Source organism: Actinomadura napierensis (assembly GCF_039529375.1).
GTDB classification, from domain to species: Bacteria; Actinomycetota; Actinomycetes; order Streptosporangiales; family Streptosporangiaceae; genus Spirillospora; species Spirillospora napierensis.
In genome coordinates, this window is sequence record NZ_BAAAMR010000117.1 from 1 (window position 1) to 18,185 (window position 18,185).

General features: G+C 74.6%; 14 protein-coding genes and 1 pseudogene. 10 read left to right on the plus strand and 5 right to left on the minus strand.

The window, feature by feature from the left end:
- Window positions 1–675: glycerate kinase (locus ABD296_RS40760; RefSeq protein WP_344280715.1), on the minus strand; the 675-nt coding region annotated here is incomplete at its 3' end.
- A 128-nt stretch (window positions 676–803) separates the two neighbouring features.
- Window positions 804–2,249, minus strand: a complete 1,446-nt coding sequence (locus ABD296_RS40765) for an NCS2 family permease (RefSeq protein ID WP_344280717.1) — start codon at window positions 2,247–2,249, stop codon at window positions 804–806.
- A gap of 265 nt (window positions 2,250–2,514) precedes the next feature.
- Between ABD296_RS40765 and ABD296_RS40770 the strand changes: the two are divergent.
- The 8 genes and pseudogenes from ABD296_RS40770 to ABD296_RS40805 all read left to right on the plus strand — a co-directional run.
- Window positions 2,515–2,835 (plus strand): annotated as a pseudogene (locus tag ABD296_RS40770) (PucR family transcriptional regulator); the annotation flags it as partial.
- A 24-nt stretch (window positions 2,836–2,859) separates the two neighbouring features.
- Window positions 2,860–4,155, plus strand: a complete 1,296-nt coding sequence (locus tag ABD296_RS40775) for a helix-turn-helix domain-containing protein (protein ID WP_344280720.1) — start codon at window positions 2,860–2,862, stop codon at window positions 4,153–4,155.
- Between the two features lie 91 nt (window positions 4,156–4,246).
- Window positions 4,247–5,923: an AMP-binding protein gene (locus ABD296_RS40780; protein ID WP_344280723.1), complete on the plus strand. Its 1,677-nt coding sequence runs from the start codon at window positions 4,247–4,249 to the stop codon at window positions 5,921–5,923.
- A 122-nt stretch (window positions 5,924–6,045) separates the two neighbouring features.
- Window positions 6,046–6,426, plus strand: coding sequence for a hypothetical protein (locus ABD296_RS40785; RefSeq protein ID WP_344280726.1), 381 nt, complete (start codon window positions 6,046–6,048; stop codon window positions 6,424–6,426).
- A 29-nt stretch (window positions 6,427–6,455) separates the two neighbouring features.
- Window positions 6,456–8,546 (plus strand): bifunctional copper resistance protein CopD/cytochrome c oxidase assembly protein, encoded by a 2,091-nt coding sequence (locus ABD296_RS40790; protein ID WP_344280729.1) that lies wholly within the window; start codon window positions 6,456–6,458, stop codon window positions 8,544–8,546.
- A gap of 88 nt (window positions 8,547–8,634) precedes the next feature.
- Complete coding sequence (locus ABD296_RS40795; protein WP_344280732.1) at window positions 8,635–9,861, plus strand: sensor histidine kinase; 1,227 nt, start codon at window positions 8,635–8,637, stop codon at window positions 9,859–9,861.
- A gap of 58 nt (window positions 9,862–9,919) precedes the next feature.
- Window positions 9,920–10,576, plus strand: a complete 657-nt coding sequence (locus ABD296_RS40800) for a response regulator transcription factor (protein ID WP_344280735.1) — start codon at window positions 9,920–9,922, stop codon at window positions 10,574–10,576.
- An 80-nt stretch (window positions 10,577–10,656) separates the two neighbouring features.
- On the plus strand, window positions 10,657–12,378 hold the full coding sequence (locus tag ABD296_RS40805) for a class I adenylate-forming enzyme family protein (RefSeq protein ID WP_344280737.1): 1,722 nt from the start codon (window positions 10,657–10,659) through the stop codon (window positions 12,376–12,378).
- Here the strand turns inward: ABD296_RS40805 and ABD296_RS40810 are convergent.
- A complete protein-coding gene (locus ABD296_RS40810) occupies window positions 12,350–13,276 on the minus strand; it encodes a TIGR03564 family F420-dependent LLM class oxidoreductase (protein WP_344280740.1) in 927 nt (308 codons plus the stop codon). The two genes, ABD296_RS40805 and ABD296_RS40810, sit on opposite strands and share 29 nt — an antisense overlap.
- A gap of 93 nt (window positions 13,277–13,369) precedes the next feature.
- Between ABD296_RS40810 and ABD296_RS40815 the strand changes: the two genes are divergently transcribed.
- Window positions 13,370–13,897 (plus strand): TetR/AcrR family transcriptional regulator, encoded by a 528-nt coding sequence (locus ABD296_RS40815; RefSeq protein ID WP_344280743.1) that lies wholly within the window; start codon window positions 13,370–13,372, stop codon window positions 13,895–13,897.
- Here the strand turns inward: ABD296_RS40815 and ABD296_RS40820 are convergent, their stop codons facing one another.
- Complete coding sequence (locus ABD296_RS40820; RefSeq protein WP_344280747.1) at window positions 13,898–14,941, minus strand: hypothetical protein; 1,044 nt, start codon at window positions 14,939–14,941, stop codon at window positions 13,898–13,900. It abuts the gene before it with no gap.
- A gap of 180 nt (window positions 14,942–15,121) precedes the next feature.
- Between ABD296_RS40820 and ABD296_RS40825 the strand changes: the two genes are divergently transcribed.
- The gene (locus tag ABD296_RS40825) at window positions 15,122–16,219 is read left to right on the plus strand and encodes a baeRF3 domain-containing protein (protein WP_344280749.1); all 1,098 of its coding nucleotides are present in this window, start codon (window positions 15,122–15,124) and stop codon (window positions 16,217–16,219) included.
- Here the strand turns inward: ABD296_RS40825 and ABD296_RS40830 are convergent.
- Complete coding sequence (locus ABD296_RS40830; RefSeq protein ID WP_344280752.1) at window positions 16,213–18,153, minus strand: hypothetical protein; 1,941 nt, start codon at window positions 18,151–18,153, stop codon at window positions 16,213–16,215. The genes ABD296_RS40825 and ABD296_RS40830 overlap by 7 nt on opposite strands.
- Window positions 18,154–18,185 lie beyond the last annotated feature (32 nt).

Sequence of the window (18,185 nt, forward strand, 5' to 3'; positions counted from 1 at the left end):
CGCGCCGCGCGGCGGGCCGTCCACCGCCGCGGCGCCGCCGCGGCCGAGCAGCGGGCCCGCGGAGTCGCCCGCGATGACCACCTCGACGCCCGACAGGTCGGGCAGGGCGCGCAGGTCCAGGGCGTGCAGCGAGCGCAGCGCCGCCCCGCCGGGCGGCAGGTCCTTGCCGAGCGCGTCCAGCAGCCGCCCGCCGAGCCCCTGGACGAGCCCGGCGCGGCCGTCGGTGCTGGCGCCGCCGCCGATGCCCAGCACGCTCCTGCGGGTGCCGAGCCGCAGCGCGTGCCCGATCAGCTGCCCGGTGCCGAGGCTGGAGGCGGTCAGCGGGCGCGGCTTGCCGCCCGGCAGCCGGCGCAGCCCCGACGCCTCGGCCAGCTCGACGACCGCGGTGCGGCCGCTGACGGCCAGCCGCGCGGTCACCGGCCGGCCGGTCGGCCCGCACACCTCGACCTCGACCCGCCGCCAGCCCGCCGCCACGGCCGCCTCGACGGTGCCGTCCCCGCCGTCCGCGACGGGCAGTTCCAGCAGCGGAACGTCCGGCCGGGAACGGCGCAGCCCGGCGGCGAGGTGACGGGCGACCTGCGCGGCGGTCAGGGTGCCGGGGAACCGGCCGGGCGCCAGCACGACGTGGCCGTGCGCGGGAGGGTCGGGGGGACGGTCCGCGGACACCACAGCCACGCCTTTCACGCCGGGGGGTAAGGCCCTACCTTCTGCTTACGCCATGACGGCACTATTTGACACCCGCCGGAGCGTCCGAGACTTTCAAATGGACCGACATTCCCGTGAGAATCTCGCGGCGCGGGCCCCTACTTCACCCCGAGCCACGACTCGACCGGGTGGATCGCGAAGAACAGCAGGAACAGCACCACCACGGGCCACAGCCACACCGACACCTCGCGGAACCCGCCGCGGGCCAGCTTGATGATCGCGTAGGTGACCATCCCGCCGCCGATGCCGATGGTGATCGAGTAGGTGAACGGCATCAGCACGATGGTGAGGAACGCCGGGATCGCGATCTCCAGGTCGTCCCAGGTCACCTTGGCGACCTGCGTCATCATCAGCGCGCCGACCACCACCAGCGCGGGCGCGGCGGCCTGCGCGGGCACGGTCGCGGCGAGCGGGGTGAGGAACAGCGTGAGCGCGAACAGCACGCCGGTCGCCATGTTGGCCAGGCCGGTCCGGGCGCCCTCGCCGACGCCCGCCGCCGACTCCACGAACACGGTGTTGGCCGACGAGCTGGTCACGCCGCCGAGCGCGGCGGACAGGCCGTCCACCGACAGGATCCGGCCGAGCCGCGGCACCTCGCCGCGCTCGTTGGTCAGGCCGGCCTCGTCGCTGATGCCGAGGATGGTGCCCATCGCGTCGAAGAACCCCGACAGCACCAGGGTGAACAGCACCACCAGCGCGGTGATCACGCCCGCCCGGCCGAACCCGCCGAACAGGTCGACCTCGCCGAGCAGCCCGAAGTCGGGCGCGGCGAACACCTTGTCGGGCAGGTCCGGGGTGACCACGCCCCAGCCGCCGTCCGGCACCGAGGCGTACGACTGGATGATCACCGCGAGCACGGTGCCGGAGACGATGCTGATCAGGATCGCGCCGGGCACCTTCCGCACGTACAGCACGATCATCAGCAGCAGGGTGAGGCCGAACACCAGCGTCGGCCAGGTCTCCAGCCGTCCGCCGGTGCCGAGCGACAGCGGCGGGCTGGTCTTGCTGGAGGTGACGAAGCCGGAGTCGTACAGCCCGACCAGCGCGATGAACGCGCCGATGCCGACCGCGATGGCGTGCTTGAGCGCCAGCGGGATCGAGTTCATGATCCGCTCGCGGACGCCGGTGAGCGCCAGCAGCACGATGATCACGCCCTCGATCACCACCAGGCCCATCGCCTGCGGCCAGGTCATCACCGGCGCGGCCTGGAAGGCCACCACCGCGTTGATGCCGAGGCCGGCGGCGAGGGCCAGCGGCGCGTTCCCGACCAGCCCCATGATGACCGTGGTGACCGCTGCGGACAGCGCGGTCATCGTGGTCAGCTGCGGGATCGACAGCGTCGCGCCGGTGACGTCCTTCGCCCCGCCGAGGATGATCGGGTTCAGCAGGATGATGTAGGCCATCGCGAAGAACGTGGTGACGCCGCCGCGCAGCTCGCGGGCCACGGTGGTGCGCCGCGCGGACAGGTCGAACAGCCGCTCCAGCGGCCCGCCCCCGCCGGCCGGCGGCGATGCGTCGGCCTCCGCCATCTTGATCTTGGACATCGCGCGTGCTCCGCCTTCACCAGCGTCGTTCCCGGAAAGTGCGAGCACAGGGTAGCCGCCGGGCGGCCCAGGCGCGGTCACCGGCACGGCACGCCGGCGCGGCCCGATCGGGGCGCCGATCCGGCGCGGACGCGCCGCCCGGTCCGGGGGGGCGGTGCCGGGAAGTGATTCAGGGTCGGCGCTGCGTGACGGGAACGGTCCGCTATAGCCTGCCATGGTGCGAATGCGAGACTCGGTGGACGCGCCGGCCCCCGACCCCTACGGGGGCGCCTGCGCGGACTCCTACGCGCTGCTGCTGGCCGCCGTCCCGGAGCGGACGCGCTGGTCGTTCCGGGACCGGATGCTCGGCCCCCTGGAGGAGTACGACAGCAGCAGGCAGGCCGAGCTCGTGCACACCCTGGAGGTGTTCCTGTCCTGTTCGGGGTCGTGGAGCCGGAGCGCGACCCGGCTGCACGTCCATGTGAACACGCTTCGGTACCGAATCCGGCGAATCGAGGACCTCACCGGCCGGGATCTCGGCACACTTGAGGACCGAGTCGACTTCTTCCTCGCCCTGCGCGCGACGCGTCCGGCGAGAACCCTGTAGGCGCCACGAGAAAGAGCGGGTCACATGGACCGGGAGACACTGGGGCAGCGCATCCGCGCCCTGCGGATCCGGCAGGGCGTGAGCCAGGCGCAGCTGGCCTTCCCCGAGCTGTCCGACAGCTACATCTCGCTCATCGAGAGCGACAAGCGGGTGCCCGCGCCGAGCGTGGTGGACCTGCTCGCGGTGAAGCTGAACTGCTCGGCGACCTACCTCGTCAGCGGCGTCAGCGAGGACGTGGTGGACGAGCTGCGCGTCACCCTCGACTACGCCGAGATCGCGCTGCGCAACGGCGCCGCCGCCGAGGCCCGGGCGCGGTTCGCCGAGGTGCTCGCCAACGCCGACGCCGTGGCGCTGCCGGAGATGCTGCACCAGGCCAGGTGGGGGCACGCCCTCGCGCTGGAGGCCGCGGGCGAGCTGGAGCAGGCGATCGCCGGGCTGCGCGCGCTGACCGAGGAGGCGTCCGCGGAGGCCGACCTCGACCACTGGGCCCGGGTGCACGTCGCGCTGAGCCGCTGCCTGCGCGAGCGCGGCGACATCAGCGCGGGCGTGCAGGCCGCCGAGGAGGCGCTGCGGCACCTCATCGCGTCCGGCGCCGACTCCACCGACGCCGCCGTGCACCTCGGCGCGGCGCTGCTGGCCGCCTTCATCGAGCGCGGCGACCTGGTGCGGGCCCGGCAGCTGGCGGGCCAGCTGGTGGAGCGGGCCGAGCGGATCGGCGGCGCGCGGGCCCGCACGGTCGCCTACTCCGAGGCCGCCAACGTCGCCCAGATCCGCGGCGAGTACGAGGAGGGCGTCGCGCTCGCCGAGCGGGCGCTGATGCTGGCCGGCGACGGCGGGGACCCGCGCGAGCTCGACCGGCTCCGGGTGGTCTACGCGGGGCTGCTGCTGCGCGCCCGGCCCGACCAGGCGGTGCAGGCCCGGGAGCTGCTGGCCCGGGTGAGCGGCGAGATCAACGCCGGCTCCGCCGGGGAGATCGACGTCGCCCGGTGCCGGACCGAGCTGGCCCGCGCGGAGACCGCGCTGGGCCGCCCGGCGGAGGCGGTGCGGCTGGCCGAGGAGGCCCTGGAACTGCTCGGGGACGCTCCGCGCCGCGTCCGGGCCGGCGCGCTGACCGTGCTCGGCGAGGCCTGCGTCCGGCTCGGCGACCGCGACCGCGCCGTCGAGGTGCTCACCAGGGCCGCGACCTGCCTGGAGGACATGGAGTCCTCGCGGGAGGCGGCGCAGGCCTGGTTCGACCTCGCCGAGGTGCTCGCCGAGACCGGCACGCAGGAGCCGCGCATGGCCGCCTACCGCCGCGCCCTGACCTGCGTGGGCGTCTGACACCGCCGATTCTCGGCGGCCGTGGCGGCCGGGGCCGCCGATCGGCCGCGGGCTATTGACCAAGCGGATGCTTGGTGGCAGGGTCGCGGACGTGGCGAGCTCGACCTTCGCGGAACTGCTGCTGGAACGGGCCGGCGACGGGCATCCCGGCCTCCGGTTCGAGGACGAGACCTACAGCTGGGCGGGCGTGGTGGCGGCCGCCCGGGCGCGGGCCGCGCTGCTGCCGGACGCGTGCCCGGAACCGCGGGGCCGCCCGCGGCACGTCGGCGTGCTGCTGGAGAACGTCCCCGAGCACGTCTTCTGGATCTTCGCCGCCGCGCTCGGCCGGGCCACCGCCGTCGGGATCAACCCGACCCGGCGCGGCGCCGAACTGGCCGCCGACGTCCGGCACACCGACTGCGACCTGATCGTCACCGACACCGCCCACCTGCCGCTCCTGGACGCGCTCGGCGACGCGGTCCCGCCGGAGCGGATCCTCGCCGTCGACACCGCCGCATACCGCGCCCGCCTCGACTCGGCCGGCGCCGGCGACGGCTTCGGCGAGCCGGATGCGCGGCCCGGCGACCGGTTGCTGCTGCTGTTCACCTCCGGCTCGACCGGGGCGCCGAAGGCCGTGGCCTGCGGGCAGGGACGGCTCGCCGCGATCGCGGAACGGTCCGCCATGATGGGGATCGAACGGGACTCGGTCACCTACGTCGCGATGCCGCTGTTCCACGGCAACGCCGTCATGGCCAACCTCGCGATGGCCGTGCACGCGGGCGCCACCGTCGCGCTGCGGCGCCGGTTCTCCGCGTCCGGCTTCCTGCCCGACGTGCGGCGGTTCGGGGTGACCTACTTCAACTACGTCGGGCGCGCCCTCGCCTACATCCTCGCCACCCCGGAGCGGCCGGACGACGCGCGCAACACGCTCCGGGCCGTGTTCGGCACCGAGGCGTCCGCGCAGGACATGGCCGGGTTCGCGCGCCGGTTCGGGTGCCGCGTCATCGAGGGCTACGGCTCCAGCGAGGGCGCGATCTCGCTGCGCAAGACCCCGGACTCGCCGCCCGACGCGCTCGGCGTCGCGCCGCCGGACGTCGAGGTCGCCGTCCTCGATCCCGGCACCGGCGCCGAGTGCCCCCGCGCCCGCTTCGACGCCGCCGGCCGCCTGCTCAATCCCGGGGAGGCCATCGGGGAACTCGCCGGTCCGGATGCCGGCGGCTCCTTCGAGGGCTACTACAACGACCCGGAGGCCGACGCGGAACGGGTCCGCGGCGGCGTGTACTGGAGCGGCGACCTCGGCTACCGCGACGAGGCCGGCTACTTCTACTTCGCCGGACGCGGCGCCGACCGGCTCCGCGTCGACAGCGAGAACTTCGCCGCCGCGCCGGTCGAGCGGATTCTGGCGCGCTGGCCCGCCGCGGTGATGTGCGCGGTCTACCCCGTCCCGGACCCGCGCACCGGCGACCAGGTGATGGCCGCCCTGGAACCGCACGACGGCGCGTCCTTCGACCCGGAGGAGTTCGCGGACTTCCTCGCCGCGCAGCCCGATCTCGGGACGAAGTGGGCGCCGCGGTTCGTCCGCGTCGTCCGGCCCATGCCGCTGACCGCGACGGGCAAGGTCCACAAGCGGCCGCTGCGCCGCCTCCTGTGGGACCCGGTGGACGGGCAGCAGGTCTGGGTGCGTCCCGGCCGCCGCCTCGCCTACGAGCCGATGACCGCCGCGCACGCCGAGGAACTGCGGGCACAGTTCGCGGCGCACGGCCGCGATCACGCGCTGACGGCCCTCTGACCGGGTTCCGACCGCGCGGTTGCGGCGGCACGGACGGGCTTAGGCGACCCCGGACGGGCCATCGGCGCCGCGTCAGTACCCTAGAAGGGCCCTGAATCCCACGTAGAGGACCCGGCCGCCCCATGAGCACCCGCACGTCCCGCAGGTCCCTGCGCCGCCTCGGTCTCGTCGCCGTCCTGGCCGCCGCCCTCGGCGGCCTGACCGCCCTCCCGGCCTCCGCCGAAGCGCGGCAGGCCGGCGGCGGTGCCGCGGGCACGGTCCTCGCGGACGCGCACGGCGGCGCATCCCCGTCCGGCGCGGCCGACCCGGCCGGCGCCACCGCCCTTGCCGCCGACGCCGCCGACGGCGAGCGGCACGGTAAGAAGGACGGCGGTTCCGGAGCGGTCACGTGGGTGCTGATCGGCGTCGGCGCGCTGGTCGGGATCGGGATCGGCTTCCTGATCGTCCGGCGGGCCCAGCGCAAGTACCCACCGGCGCGCACACCGGGCGACCGTCTCAAGTGAGTGAGGAACGCCAGTGAGTGAGGTCGGCAATGAGTGACGGCGGCCTGCGGGTGCTGCGCGCCGCCGCGGGGGCGGTCGCCGCCGCGGCCGTCGTCCTGGTGGCGGCCCTCGTCCTCGGCGGGGCGGTCACCGAGCAGGTCATCCCCGGCATCGGGGACGCCGGCGCGGCCACCCGGTGGGGGCTGCCGGTGTCGCGGACGGTGATGGACCTGCTGTCCGCGCTCACCATCGGCGCCCTGCTCGCCGGCTCGGCGCTGCTGCCCATCGAGGGCGTGCGGAACGCCGCGCGGCTGTCCAGGGACTCGGTCGGCTACCTGCGCGCGGCGTCCTGGCTGGCGGCCGGGTGGGCCGCCGCCGCGGCGGCCACGCTGGTGTTCACCGTCGCCGACGTGCTCGGCCAGCCGGTCACCGACGTCGTCGGCGGCAACGAGCTGAGCAGCTACGTCGGCTCGCTGGAGCAGGGCACCGCGCTGATGATCGTGGTGCTGCTGGCCGTGGTGGTGGCGCTGCTGGCGCGCACCACGACCACGCCCGCCGCCGCGTTCGCGCTGCTGGCGATGGCCGGGGTCGCGCTGCTGCCGCCCCCGCTGACCGGGCACTCGGCGTCGTCGGCCAACCACGAGGTCGCCGTCACCGGGGTCGCGCTGCACGTGGCCGCGGTCGCGCCGTGGGTCGGCGGCCTGGCGATCGTCGGCGCCCACGCGCTGCTCGGCCGCGGCAAGCTGCCGATCATGGCCGAGCGGTACAGCCGGATGGCGCTGTGGTGCTATATCACCGTCGGCGCCAGCGGGCTGGTCAACGTGATCTCCCGGCTGCCGGACCCGTCCGAGCTGCTCACCACCGACTACGGCCGGCTCGCGCTCGGCAAGATCGTCGCGTGGGCGGTGCTCGGCTGGTTCGGCTGGTGGCACCGCGAGCGGACGCTGCCGGCGCTGCACGACCGCCGGCCCCGCGCGTTCGCCCGCTTCGCCACCGTGGAGGCCGCCGTCATGGCCGCCACCATGGGCCTGGCCGTCGCGCTGGCCCGCACCGCGCCGCCGCCGGTGACCGGCACCGAGTCGGCGATCAAGACGCAGCTCGGCTTCGACATGCCGCCGCACATCAACCTGGATCGGCTGGCGACCCTCTGGCACTTCGACCTGTTCTTCGCCGTCCTGGTCATCGTGCTCGGCGGGCTGTACCTGGGCGGTGTGCTGCGGCTGCGGCGGCGCGGCGACGCCTGGCCGCTCGGCCGCACCGTCTCCTGGTTCTTCGGGCTGCTGACGATCGTCGTCGTGACCCAGACGGGCGTCGCCCGGTACGCGCCGCTCCTGTTCAGCGTGCACATGGCGCAGCACATGGTGCTGAACATGCTGACGCCGATCTTCCTGGTCGTCGGCGCCCCGACCACGCTGGCGCTGCGCGCGCTGAAGCCCGCCAAGGTCCGCGGCGACCGCGGCCCGCGGGAATGGCTGACCGTGATGCTGCACAGCCGGTTCGTCCGGTTCGTCGCGCATCCGGCGTTCGCCACGATCCTGTTCATGGGCAGCACGTTCGCCCTGTACTTCACGCCGCTGTTCGAGGACCTCATGCGGGACCACCTCGGGCACATCGCGATGATGGTGCACTTCCTGGCGTCCGGCTGCCTGTTCTTCTGGGTGCTGCTCGGCGTGGACCCGGCGCCCCGGCAGCTGCCGCACCCGATGCGGCTGCTGCTGCTGTTCGTCACCATGCCGTTCCACGCGTTCTTCGGCATCGCGCTGATGAACATCAACCAGGCGCTCGCGCCCGGCTGGTACAACGCCGTCAACCCGCCGTGGGGCACCACGATCCTGCACGACCAGCACACCGGCGGGTCGATCGCGTGGGCGTTCGGCGAGGTGCCGACCTTCGTCGTCCTGCTGGTGATGGCGTTCCAGTGGTACGCCGACGACCAGCGGCAGGCCCGCCGGATGGACCGCAAGGCCGACCGCGCCGCCGAGCGCACCGCGCGCGGCGAGGTCGGCGGTGAGGAGGACGAGCTGGCCGCCTACAACGCGCGGCTGGCCAAGCTCGCCGAACGCGACCGGCTCGCCGGCGGGCGCGCGGGACGGCCCGCCGGCCCCGCCGCCGAGCCCGCCGCGGACCAGCCGGAGCCGTGACCCGGCCGCACGGCTCCCCCGCGCGGGGGAGCCGGTGCCGGTCGCGCGGGGGAGTGCCCCGCGGCGGCGTTCTGCCAGGATCTGAGGCGTGTCCGGTGTTCTGCGCCCGCTGATCGAGCGGACGACATGGCGGCGCTGGTCCCACCTGGTGGTGGGCGGCGCGCTGCTCATGCCGTACTGGTTCCTCGGGATGGGCCTCGCCCCGTTCGTCCCCGGCGACGGCGCCGTCGCGGTCGTGCTGATGCTGCTGCTGTTCCCGGCCGCCGCCACGTTCGTGACCGGGCTCGTCCCGACGGTGCGGCTGCTGGAGAGCTCGCTGGCCAAGGAGCTGCTGAAGGGGCCGGCGGCGGAGCTGGTGCCCGGGTCGGCGGGCAGCCGGGAGAGCCGGATGCGGGCCGGCGCCTGGTTCACCCTGCACCTGTTCGCCGGCGTGGTGGTCAGCGGGCTCAGCCTGGCCGTGCCGCCGATCGCGTTCGTGCTGGTCATGTCGCCGTTGGTGGACTGGGACGAGCGGTTCCTCGGCTCGTGGGCCCGGCCCGGCTCGTGGGGGGAGTGGGCGGCGCCGCCGGCCGGGATCGCCGCGGTCGCCGTGCTGCTGGCCCTGATCGTCGCGTCGGGCGCGCTGCTGGCGCGGCTGGCGCCGCGGTTCCTCGGGCCCACCGCCGCGGAGCGGCTCGCCGAGATGGAGGCGCGGGCGGTCCGGCTCGCCGAGCGCAACCGGCTGGCGCGCGAGCTGCACGACTCGGTCGGGCACGCGCTGAGCGTGGTGACGCTGCAGGCGGGCGCGGCCGGGCGCGTCCTGGACACCGACCCCGGGTTCGCCCGCGAGGCGCTGGGCGCGATCGAGGAGTCGGCGCGCGCGGCGCTGGAGGACCTCGACCACGTGCTCGGGCTGCTGCGCGAGGACCGGTCCCGTCCCGCGCCGCAGCCGACGCTGAAGGACCTCGGCCGGGTGCTGGAGCAGACGCGGCTGGCCGGGGTCAGCCTCGACGCGCAGGTGGACCCGCAGGTCGAGCAGGTGCCCGCGGCGGTCTCCCGGGAGGCGTACCGGATCGTCCAGGAGGGGCTGACGAACGCGCTGCGGCACGCGGGCAAGGTGCCCGTGCGGCTGCGCCTCGGCGTCGCCGGGGAACGGCTGGAGATGGAGATGAGCAATCCGCTGGGGGCGCGCGGCGCGGGGCCCCGCCACGGCGGCGGCCGCGGGCTCGGCGGCATCCGCGAGCGCGTCACCGTGCTGCGCGGCGAGATGACCGCCGGGCCGGACGGCGACCGCTGGCGGGTGCACGTGTCGCTGCCGCTGACCACCGTCCAGTGAGCGGCCGTGCCCGGCGGGGGTCCAGGCGCGGGCGGGTATTCGTGAGAGGGTCCGGGACATGACGATCAAGGTGCTGCTGGTCGACGACGAGCGGCTGATCCGGGCGGGGCTGGCGGCGATCATCGGCGCCGAGGACGACCTGGCCGTGGCCGGCGAGGCGTCCGACGGCGCGGAGGTGCCGGACGCGGTGGCGCGGCTGCGCCCCGACGTGATCCTGATGGACGTGCGGATGCCGCGGCTGGACGGGATCCAGGCGACCCGCCGCATCCTGGACACGGTCCGCGAGCCCCCGAAGATCATCGTGGTGACGACGTTCGAGAACGACGAGTACGTCTACGACGCGCTGAAGGCGGGCGCGAGCGGGTTCCTGCTGAAGCGGACGCGCCCGGAGGAGATCCTGCAGGCGATCCGGATGGTCGCGGGCGGCGACAGCCTGCTGTTCCCCGCCGCGATCCGGGAGCTGGCCGCCGCGCACGCGGGGCCGTCCGGCGGCGGGCGGGCGGCGCGCTGGCACGAGCGGCTCACCGAGCGGGAGGCGGACGTGCTGCGGCTGGTGGCCAAGGGGCGCTCCAACGCCGAGATCGCGGCGGAGCTGTTCGTGAGCCCGCAGACGGTGAAGACGCACGTCGGGAACATCCTGGCGAAGCTGCAGGCGCGCGACCGCACGCAGGCGGTCATCTTCGCCTACGAGACCGGCTTCATCACCCCCGGCTGACCTGCCGTGCCGTTCCGGTGGCCGGCTCTCCTAGAGTGGACGAACGAGATTCTAGAACGAGCCTCCAAGAAGGGACGACGATGGGCGCGACGTCTTCCGGGACCACCCCGCACTGGTTCGCCGGTGTGCCGCACTCGCTCGACTACCCGGACGTCCCGGTCGGCGCGATCCTGGCGGGCGCCGCGCGGCGCTGGGGCGACCGGACGGCCCTGCACCACGCCGGACGCGACCTGTCGTTCACCGGGCTGGCGCGCGCGTCGGCCCGGTTCGCGCACGGCCTGATCGCGCGCGGCGTCGGCCGCGGCGACGTCGTGGCGCTGCACCTGCCGAACGTCCCGCAGTTCGCGATCGCCTACTACGGGACGCTGCTGGCGGGCGCGACGTTCTCCCCGTGCAACCCGCTGCTGCCGCCGGACGAGCTGGCCTTCCAGCTCGGCGACTGCGGCGCGGTCGCCGTCGTCACGCTCGACCTGCTCGCCGGATCGGTCGCGGAGGCCCTCGACCGCACGAAGGTCCGCACGGTGGTGGTCGCGGGCTCCGGCGGCGGCCCGGCGGACGTGGCGGGGCTGTGCGGCGGCGCGTTCGCCGGGTGCGGGGTCGCGTTCGAGCAGGTCGGCGCGGGGCAGCCGGAGGAGTTCCCCGAGGTCGAGATCGACGTGCGACGCGACCTGGCGCACATCGCCTACACCGGCGGGACGACCGGCCGGTCGAAGGGCGTCATGCTCCCGCACCGCAACGTCGTGGTGAACACGCTCCAGTTCGCTTGCTCCGGCACCGGATCGGTGCCGGAGCTCGACGGCCACGGCGGCCTGACCCTCCGGTCGGTCGGCCCGGACGGCGAGTACCCGACGCCGCTCGGCGAGGGCGTCATCGTCAGCGTCGCGCCCTGGTTCCACGCGATGGGCACCGTCGGCTACCTCAACTCCCAGCTCATGGGAGGTACCACGATCGTCAGCCATCCGCGGCTGGACGTCCCGGCGTTCCTGTCCGACATGGAGGAGTTCCGCGCCACCGCGCTCGGCGGCGCGCCCGCCATGTTCTCCGCGCTGCTGGCCCACCCGTCGTTCACCGACCGCGACCTGTCGTCGGTGCGCGGGATCCGGTCGGGCGCCGCGCCGCTGTCGCACGAGATGCTCGCCCGGCTGCACGACGCCTTCCCGGACGCGGTGATCGTCGAGGCGTACGGGCTGAGCGAGGTGACGATGGGCGCGACCGCGAACCCGACGCACCGGTCCGGCGTGCGCAGGATCGGCACGGTCGGGGTCGCGGTCCCGGACGTCCGGCTGAAGATCGTCGCGGCGGACGCCGCGTCGGTGGACGAGTCGGCCCCCGGCCTGCCGCCCGGCGCGGAGGGCGAGGTCTGCGTGCACGGCCCGCAGGTCATGACCGGCTACCTGAACCGTCCCGAGGAGACCGCGGCGGTGCTGAGCCCGGACGGCTGGCTGCGCACCGGCGACGTCGGCGTGCTGGACGAGGACGGCTACCTCACCATCGTCGACCGCAAGAAGGACATGCTCCTCTACAACGGCTACAACGTGTACCCGCGCGAGCTGGAGGAGAAGCTGCTCGCCCACCCGGCCGTCGCGGGCGCCGCCGTGGTCGGCCGCCCCGACCCGAAGGCGGGCGAGCTGCCCACCGCGTTCGTCGTCCGCTCCGGCGAGGTCACCGCGGACGCGCTGATGGAGTACGTCAACGCGGCCGTCGTGCACTACAAGAAGCTGCGCGAGGTCCGCTTCGTGGACGAGATCCCCGTCTCCGCGGCCGGCAAGATCCTCAAGCGGGAGCTCCGCGAGTCGCTGTGACGGGCGGCCGGCGCAGCGACGCGGCGAACTCCAGCACCCGCGCCGTGTCGCCGCGCGGGCTGATCAGCAGGTCGGTCGCGCCGGCGTCGGCGAAGCGGCGCAGCTCCCGCTCCACCGCCGCCTCGTCGCCCGCGACGACCGTCTCGTGCACGCCGGACAGCCCCTGCCGGTCGAGGATCGCCCGGTAGCCGGGGAACGCCGACGCGCCGCCGAACTGCTCGGCCAGCTTCCGGCGGACGCCGTCGGGGTCGGTGGTGAGCGCGACGACGACGCCGGCCAGCACGCGCGGCGCGGGGCGTCCGGCGGCCTCGGCGGCCCTGGTGATCGACGGCACGATGTGGTCGGCGATCGCGGCGGCGCCGGTCCAGGTCGTCACGGTCCCGTCGGCGAGTTCGCCGGCGACCCGGAGCATCGCCGGGCCGAGCGCGGAGATGATCACCGGCGGCGGGGTGGCGCCGGGCGCGTCCACCGTCCCCACCGCGGTCAGCGTCTCGCCGCGGTACTCGACGTCCTCGCCGCGCAGCAGCGGGCGCAGCGCCGACAGGTACTCGCGGACGTGCCGCGCGGGCCGCTCGTAGGCGATGCCGTGCGCGCCCTCGATGACCGGCGGATGGCTCGGCCCGATCCCGAGCGTGAAGCGCCCGCCGGCGGTCGCCTGCGCGGTGAGGGCCTGGCTCGCCAGGGCGAGGGGGTGCCGGGGCCAGGTCGGGAGGACCGCCGTGCCGACCTCCAGGCCGGGCGCCTCCCGGCCGGCGAGCGCGGCGACCATGAGGGCGTCCCAGGACGGGACGTGGCCGAAGAACACGCTGTCGAGCCCGGCGTCGCGGGCCAGCCGGGCCCGGGCGACGACGTCGTCCAGCGGTGCCCCCGCGGCGAGGGCGAACATTCCGATGCGCATGGACCGCTCCTAACATGAACATGATGTTCCGCTTCTGCTTACGGGGACAGAGTAACCTGAACCCGAAGTTCCGCTTGAACCGAGGAGGGGACCGTGCGAGCCGACGCCCGGCGCAACCGCGAGCGCATCGTCGCGTCCGCGCTGGACCTGTTCGCCGCGCGGGGATGCGCGGTGAGCATGGAGGACATCGCCCGCGCGGCCGGCCTCGGCGTCGGCACGCTGTACCGGCACTTCCCGGACCGGCGCGCCCTCGTCGAGGAGATCGCGGTGTCCGCGCTGGCCCGGTTCCGCGACCGGATCACCGAGGTCCGGGAGCGGGAAATGCCGCGCTGGGACGTCCTGGCACTGGCCGTGGAGCACTGCGCCGGCGAGCCGTTCGCGCTGATCAAGTCCCTCGCCGGGGACGGCCCCGCGCCGCCGGAGCGGCTGGCGCTCCAGGCGGAGGTCGACGCCCTGCTGGAGAAGCTCGCCGCGGCGGCGCAGGACGAGGGGGCGGTCCGGCGCGACATCGGCCCGGCGGAGGTGGTCGAGATCATCAGCATGGCCGTCTGCCGCCCCGGTGCCCGCGCCGGCGACCCCGTCACCCGGGTGGTGCTGGACGGCCTGCGCGCCCGGCCGTGATCAGAGCCGGAAGATGCGGACGATCAGCGGGGTGTTCATCATCGTGTGCGGGACGAAGGCGTGGTACGCCCAGACGTGCACCCACGCGTTGCCGGTCCGGACGGTCGCCCAGGTCTTGAACATGCCGGGGCCGAAGTAGGTGGCCAGCAGGAAGATCACCGACAGGGCGGCGTTCGAGGGCGTGCCCCAGAGCGTCCAGCCGTCCCAGACGTGCAGCGCCGCGTAGGCGACCCCGCCGAGGATGACGGTGGTCGCGGTCGAGCCGGTCAGCAGCGCGAGGCGCGGGACGAGGATGCAGTAGACGAACACCATCGCGGGCAGCACGGCCCCGGCCAGGTACAGGGCGAACGTCAGTGGCAGCCCGGTCGCCAGTTGCCGGGCGCTCAGGTGGAACATCTCCGGATGCATCGCCAGGTACTGGACGGTCGCCTCGATGGCGAAGACCACGACGATCACTTTCGTGTCGCCGCGCCGGTCGGACGAGACGAGGTTGAGCGACCGCGCGGGGTGCCGGCGCAGGAAGAACAGCAGCGGGACGACCGCGAACACGACCAGGCAGTAGGCCGCCCAGATGATCGCCTCGGCCGGGACGACGTGGTCGTGCGTCCCGTACATGGAGCCGTCGAGGTGCAGCGAGAACGGGTGGTAGCCGAGGCCGCGGCCGAGCGCGTAGCCGCCGATCAGCCCGGCGACGCCGTACGCGGTCAGCCAGAGCGTCTCGCGCAGTGCGGCCGGCCGGGCGGGCGCCCGCGACGCCTGGTGCGGGATCGCGCGCTTGCGGGTCAGCCAGTACACGACGCCCATCAGCGCGAAGACCTCGACGAACCGCACGTTGAACTCGAACAGCCGGGAGCCGGTGGCCTGGTCGTGGACCATGGGCCAGTCGAAGGGGAGCGTCCCGCCCGCGATGGCCACCGCGCCGGCGTTGGCGGCCGCCCAGCAGGCGAGCGCGATCCGGACGCTCCGCTCGCGCAGCAGCCGGAGCGGCCAGGCGGGTCCGGGGGTGCGCGGGGGGTCGGTCGGGCCGGTTCGGGTGAGGGTCATGCCGCCTCCGGGGTGCGCCGGCGAAGTGCCGAGGATGTAGCAGGGCCGTGCTAATTAAGCCAAGATAACACGGCTGTGCTAAAAAGCGCCCGCCGGATCCTCAATCGCCGCTTACACCTCGTTTACCTGCGAGTAGCTAGAACGGAGGCAAGAGATGCGAACGGCGACGATCGGGGGATCATGGACGCCTCGACCCTGTCCGAACTGCGCAAGCCCCGCAGCTATCCGGCCGTCTCGGTGCTGATGCCGACGCACCGGGCCGCGCCCGGCAACCGCCAGGACCCGATCCGGCTCCGCAACCTGCTCGCCGAGGCGCGCCGCCGGCTGCACGAGGACGTCCGGGTCACCGGCGGCACCGCCGACCACGTGGTGCACGCGCTGGAACGCGCCGCCGGCGAGATCGACCTGCGGCACGCCGCGGACGGGCTGGTCCTGTTCGCCGCGCCGGACGGCGAGCACCACGCGTTCGCCATCAGCCAGCCCGTCGACGAGCGCGTCGTCGTCGACACCGGGTTCGCCACCCGCGACCTCGTCGCCGCCTACACCCGCGCGCCCCGCTACTGGCTGCTGTCGCTGTCGGACCAGTGCACCCGGCTGTGGGACGGGCAGCACGAGGACCTCACCGAGCACGTCCGCGACGGCTTCCCCATCGCCCCCGAACCGGTCGACGAGGCCGGCTCGGGCCGGATGGACCGGCGCAGCGCCCGCGACAGCGCGGACGAACCGCACCGGCGCGCCGCGCGCGACGCCGCGGCCGCCCTCGGCCGCGTCCTGGTCCGCGACCGCCGCCCCGTCATCGTCGCCGGCGTCACCCGCCACCAGGCGTTCTTCGACGAGGCCGCCGGGCCGCACCTGCACGCCGCCGGGCGGGTCGACGGCAGCTACGAGGGCGCCGCGCCGAGCACCCTCGTCGAGGCGGCCCGTCCCGCCCTGCACGCCTACGAGGACCTCCGCGAGGTCGGGGTGCTGTCCGAACTGGAGGCGGCGCGCAGCATCCAGCGCTACGCCGGCGGGCTGCCCGAGGTCTCCCGGTTGGTCGAGGAGGGCCGCGGCGAGCACCTGGTGGTCGAGCGCGGCTACTACGCGCCCGCCGTGCGGACCGACGGCGAACTCGTCCCGGTCGACGGCATGCCGGGCGTCCTCAAGGGCGCGGACGTCGTCGACGACGTCGTGGACGACGTCATCGAGACCGCCCTGGAGTACGGGGGCGAGGTGACGTTCGTGTCCGACGGCTTCCTCGTCGACCACGACCGCATCGCGCTGGTCACCCGCTACTGATCGCAGGACGGGTCGTGCCAGGCGATCCAGCCGATCGACCACGACCGGTTCGAGTGCGGTCGCCAGCCCGCCGGGTGCGCGGGCCAGGTCGCGTCCGGGGACGTCCCGTCCGGCTGCCCCACGACGACGGTGCAGACCCCGGGTGCGGGCCGTTCGCGGCGGACGTCGATGCGGCCGACGCGCGTCCACCACACCGGATGGATCAGCATCGTCCGGACCGCCCAGTTGAGCGAGGCGTCCGCGGCGACGCCGCCCGCCGGCGCTCCCGGCAGGGGCGGTGCCGGATGGACCCGGTCCGGCACCGTCCCGAACAGGAAGGCGAGCGCCGCCAGGTTCGTCACCGCCAGCGCGCCGGCCGCCGCGACCATCCCGGCCTTGGGCAGCCGCGACAGCACGAGGAACCCGCAGAGCAGCCCCAGCGCGGCGAGCGACGCCGCCGTCAGATGCAGCGCGCCGCGGTCGCCGGTCAGGAACGACGTCTCGGGGAAGTCGAACCCGATGAACTTGTAGGTGCGCAGCCGCTCACCCGCGTAGCGGTCCACCCACAGGCCCGTCGCAGCGGTGATCACTGCGGCGGCCGCGACCAGCGCCGCCGCCCTGCGCGCACTCGTCCGTATCAACACCGCTCCACCGGCCAGCGCGTAGACCAGGGCTACGCACGACAGGTACCGCCCGTACGCGTAGTTGCCGACGCGATGCTCGTCCGGGAGCGCGGCGGACGAGGCGTACGCGATCCCGAACGTCAGGGTGAGCAGCAACGCCGCCATCGCGCGGTCGGCCGCGGGCGACCGCCGCCGCACCAGCACGGCGGCGACGGCGGCGAGCCCGACCGCGCCGAGCCCCCACGTCGAGACGGCCAGGTACCAGACCTGCCCGGCCGCCCCCGACAGCGCCCACGCCTGCCCGTCGCCCGTGGTGAGCCGGTCGCCGAGTATCGCGCCGAGATTCCGGACCCCCGACGGATACAGCTCGGCACGGACGTGCCCGTTGACGGCCGCCGCCACCGCGTAACCGCCCGCAACGACCGCCAGCCCAACGACTCCTGCGGCGACCACGGCCCCCCGCCGCCGGACGGCACCGGCCACGGTGAACCCCACCAGCGCGGCCACATGGACCGCCAGCACGACCTCGCCGCGACTGTGCACGGCCGCCGCGAAAGCCGCGACCCCACTAGCCAGCCCCACGTCCCGGGCGATCCGGCCCCCGCTCAGCCGACCAACGGATTCCAGGTACCTCGCCCCGCGAACCGGACCCCCCAGCGAGCTCAGCCGCTGCGATCGCGAGCGAAGCCAAGTTCGAGCCTGCGAGAACTTGATCGCGCAGCGAGCCCCTGGGCGAGCCGGAGCGATGCAGCGATCGCGCGCAGCGCCCGCCGAAGGAAGGCGCCCCAGCGCCTGACGCCAAGGGCGCTGCCATAGACACAGCCAGGCCAGGACGATGGTCGGGAGGACGGCGTCGGCGAGCGCGAACTCGCCGAAGAACGTCGTGGCGGGCAGCAGCGCGGCGCCCCAGGCGAGGGGGAGCGCGGCGCGCCGGGACAGCCGTAACCGCCGGGCCGCCGCGTAGCCGAGCGGGAACAGCGCCGCGCCGATCACCGCGTTGATCGCCAGGACGACCGTGTAGACGGTCATCGGGTCATGCGAGAACCAGTACGCCGGGGTGAGCAGCAGCGGGTATCCGCCCTGGTAGAAGGTGTTCCCGGACATGTCGCCGCCGTGCCCTCCGGCGAGCAGGCGCGCGGCGAGCAGGTAGCCGGTCTCGTCGGGGTTGGCGGCGGGACCCGTCCGCGCGCGGGCGAACCACAACCGCACGCACACCTGCGCGGCGAACCCGGCGGCCATCAGCCACGGCAGGGCCCGGCGGCCCCGGGTGCGCGGGGGAGCGGGCCGGGCGGGCCGGGCGGGCCGCCGGACCGGAACGATGTCGAGCATCATGCGTCCCACGCTCCGCACCGGACTTCATGATC

Bases quoted from the DNA above. Each gene is read 5' to 3' on its own strand.
- ABD296_RS40765 (WP_344280717.1), bottom strand. From the start codon at position 2,249: ATGTCCAAGATCAAGATGGCGGAGGCCGACGCATCGCCGCCGGCCGGC.
- ABD296_RS40775 (WP_344280720.1), top strand. From the start codon at position 2,860: ATGGACCGGGAGACACTGGGGCAGCGCATCCGCGCCCTGCGGATCCGG.
- ABD296_RS40785 (WP_344280726.1), top strand. From the start codon at position 6,046: ATGAGCACCCGCACGTCCCGCAGGTCCCTGCGCCGCCTCGGTCTCGTC.
- ABD296_RS40790 (WP_344280729.1), top strand. From the start codon at position 6,456: ATGAGTGACGGCGGCCTGCGGGTGCTGCGCGCCGCCGCGGGGGCGGTC.
- ABD296_RS40800 (WP_344280735.1), top strand. From the start codon at position 9,920: ATGACGATCAAGGTGCTGCTGGTCGACGACGAGCGGCTGATCCGGGCG.
- ABD296_RS40805 (WP_344280737.1), top strand. From the start codon at position 10,657: ATGGGCGCGACGTCTTCCGGGACCACCCCGCACTGGTTCGCCGGTGTG.
- ABD296_RS40810 (WP_344280740.1), bottom strand. From the start codon at position 13,276: ATGCGCATCGGAATGTTCGCCCTCGCCGCGGGGGCACCGCTGGACGAC.
- ABD296_RS40820 (WP_344280747.1), bottom strand. From the start codon at position 14,941: ATGACCCTCACCCGAACCGGCCCGACCGACCCCCCGCGCACCCCCGGA.
- ABD296_RS40825 (WP_344280749.1), top strand. From the start codon at position 15,122: ATGGACGCCTCGACCCTGTCCGAACTGCGCAAGCCCCGCAGCTATCCG.
- ABD296_RS40830 (WP_344280752.1), bottom strand. From the start codon at position 18,153: ATGATGCTCGACATCGTTCCGGTCCGGCGGCCCGCCCGGCCCGCCCGG.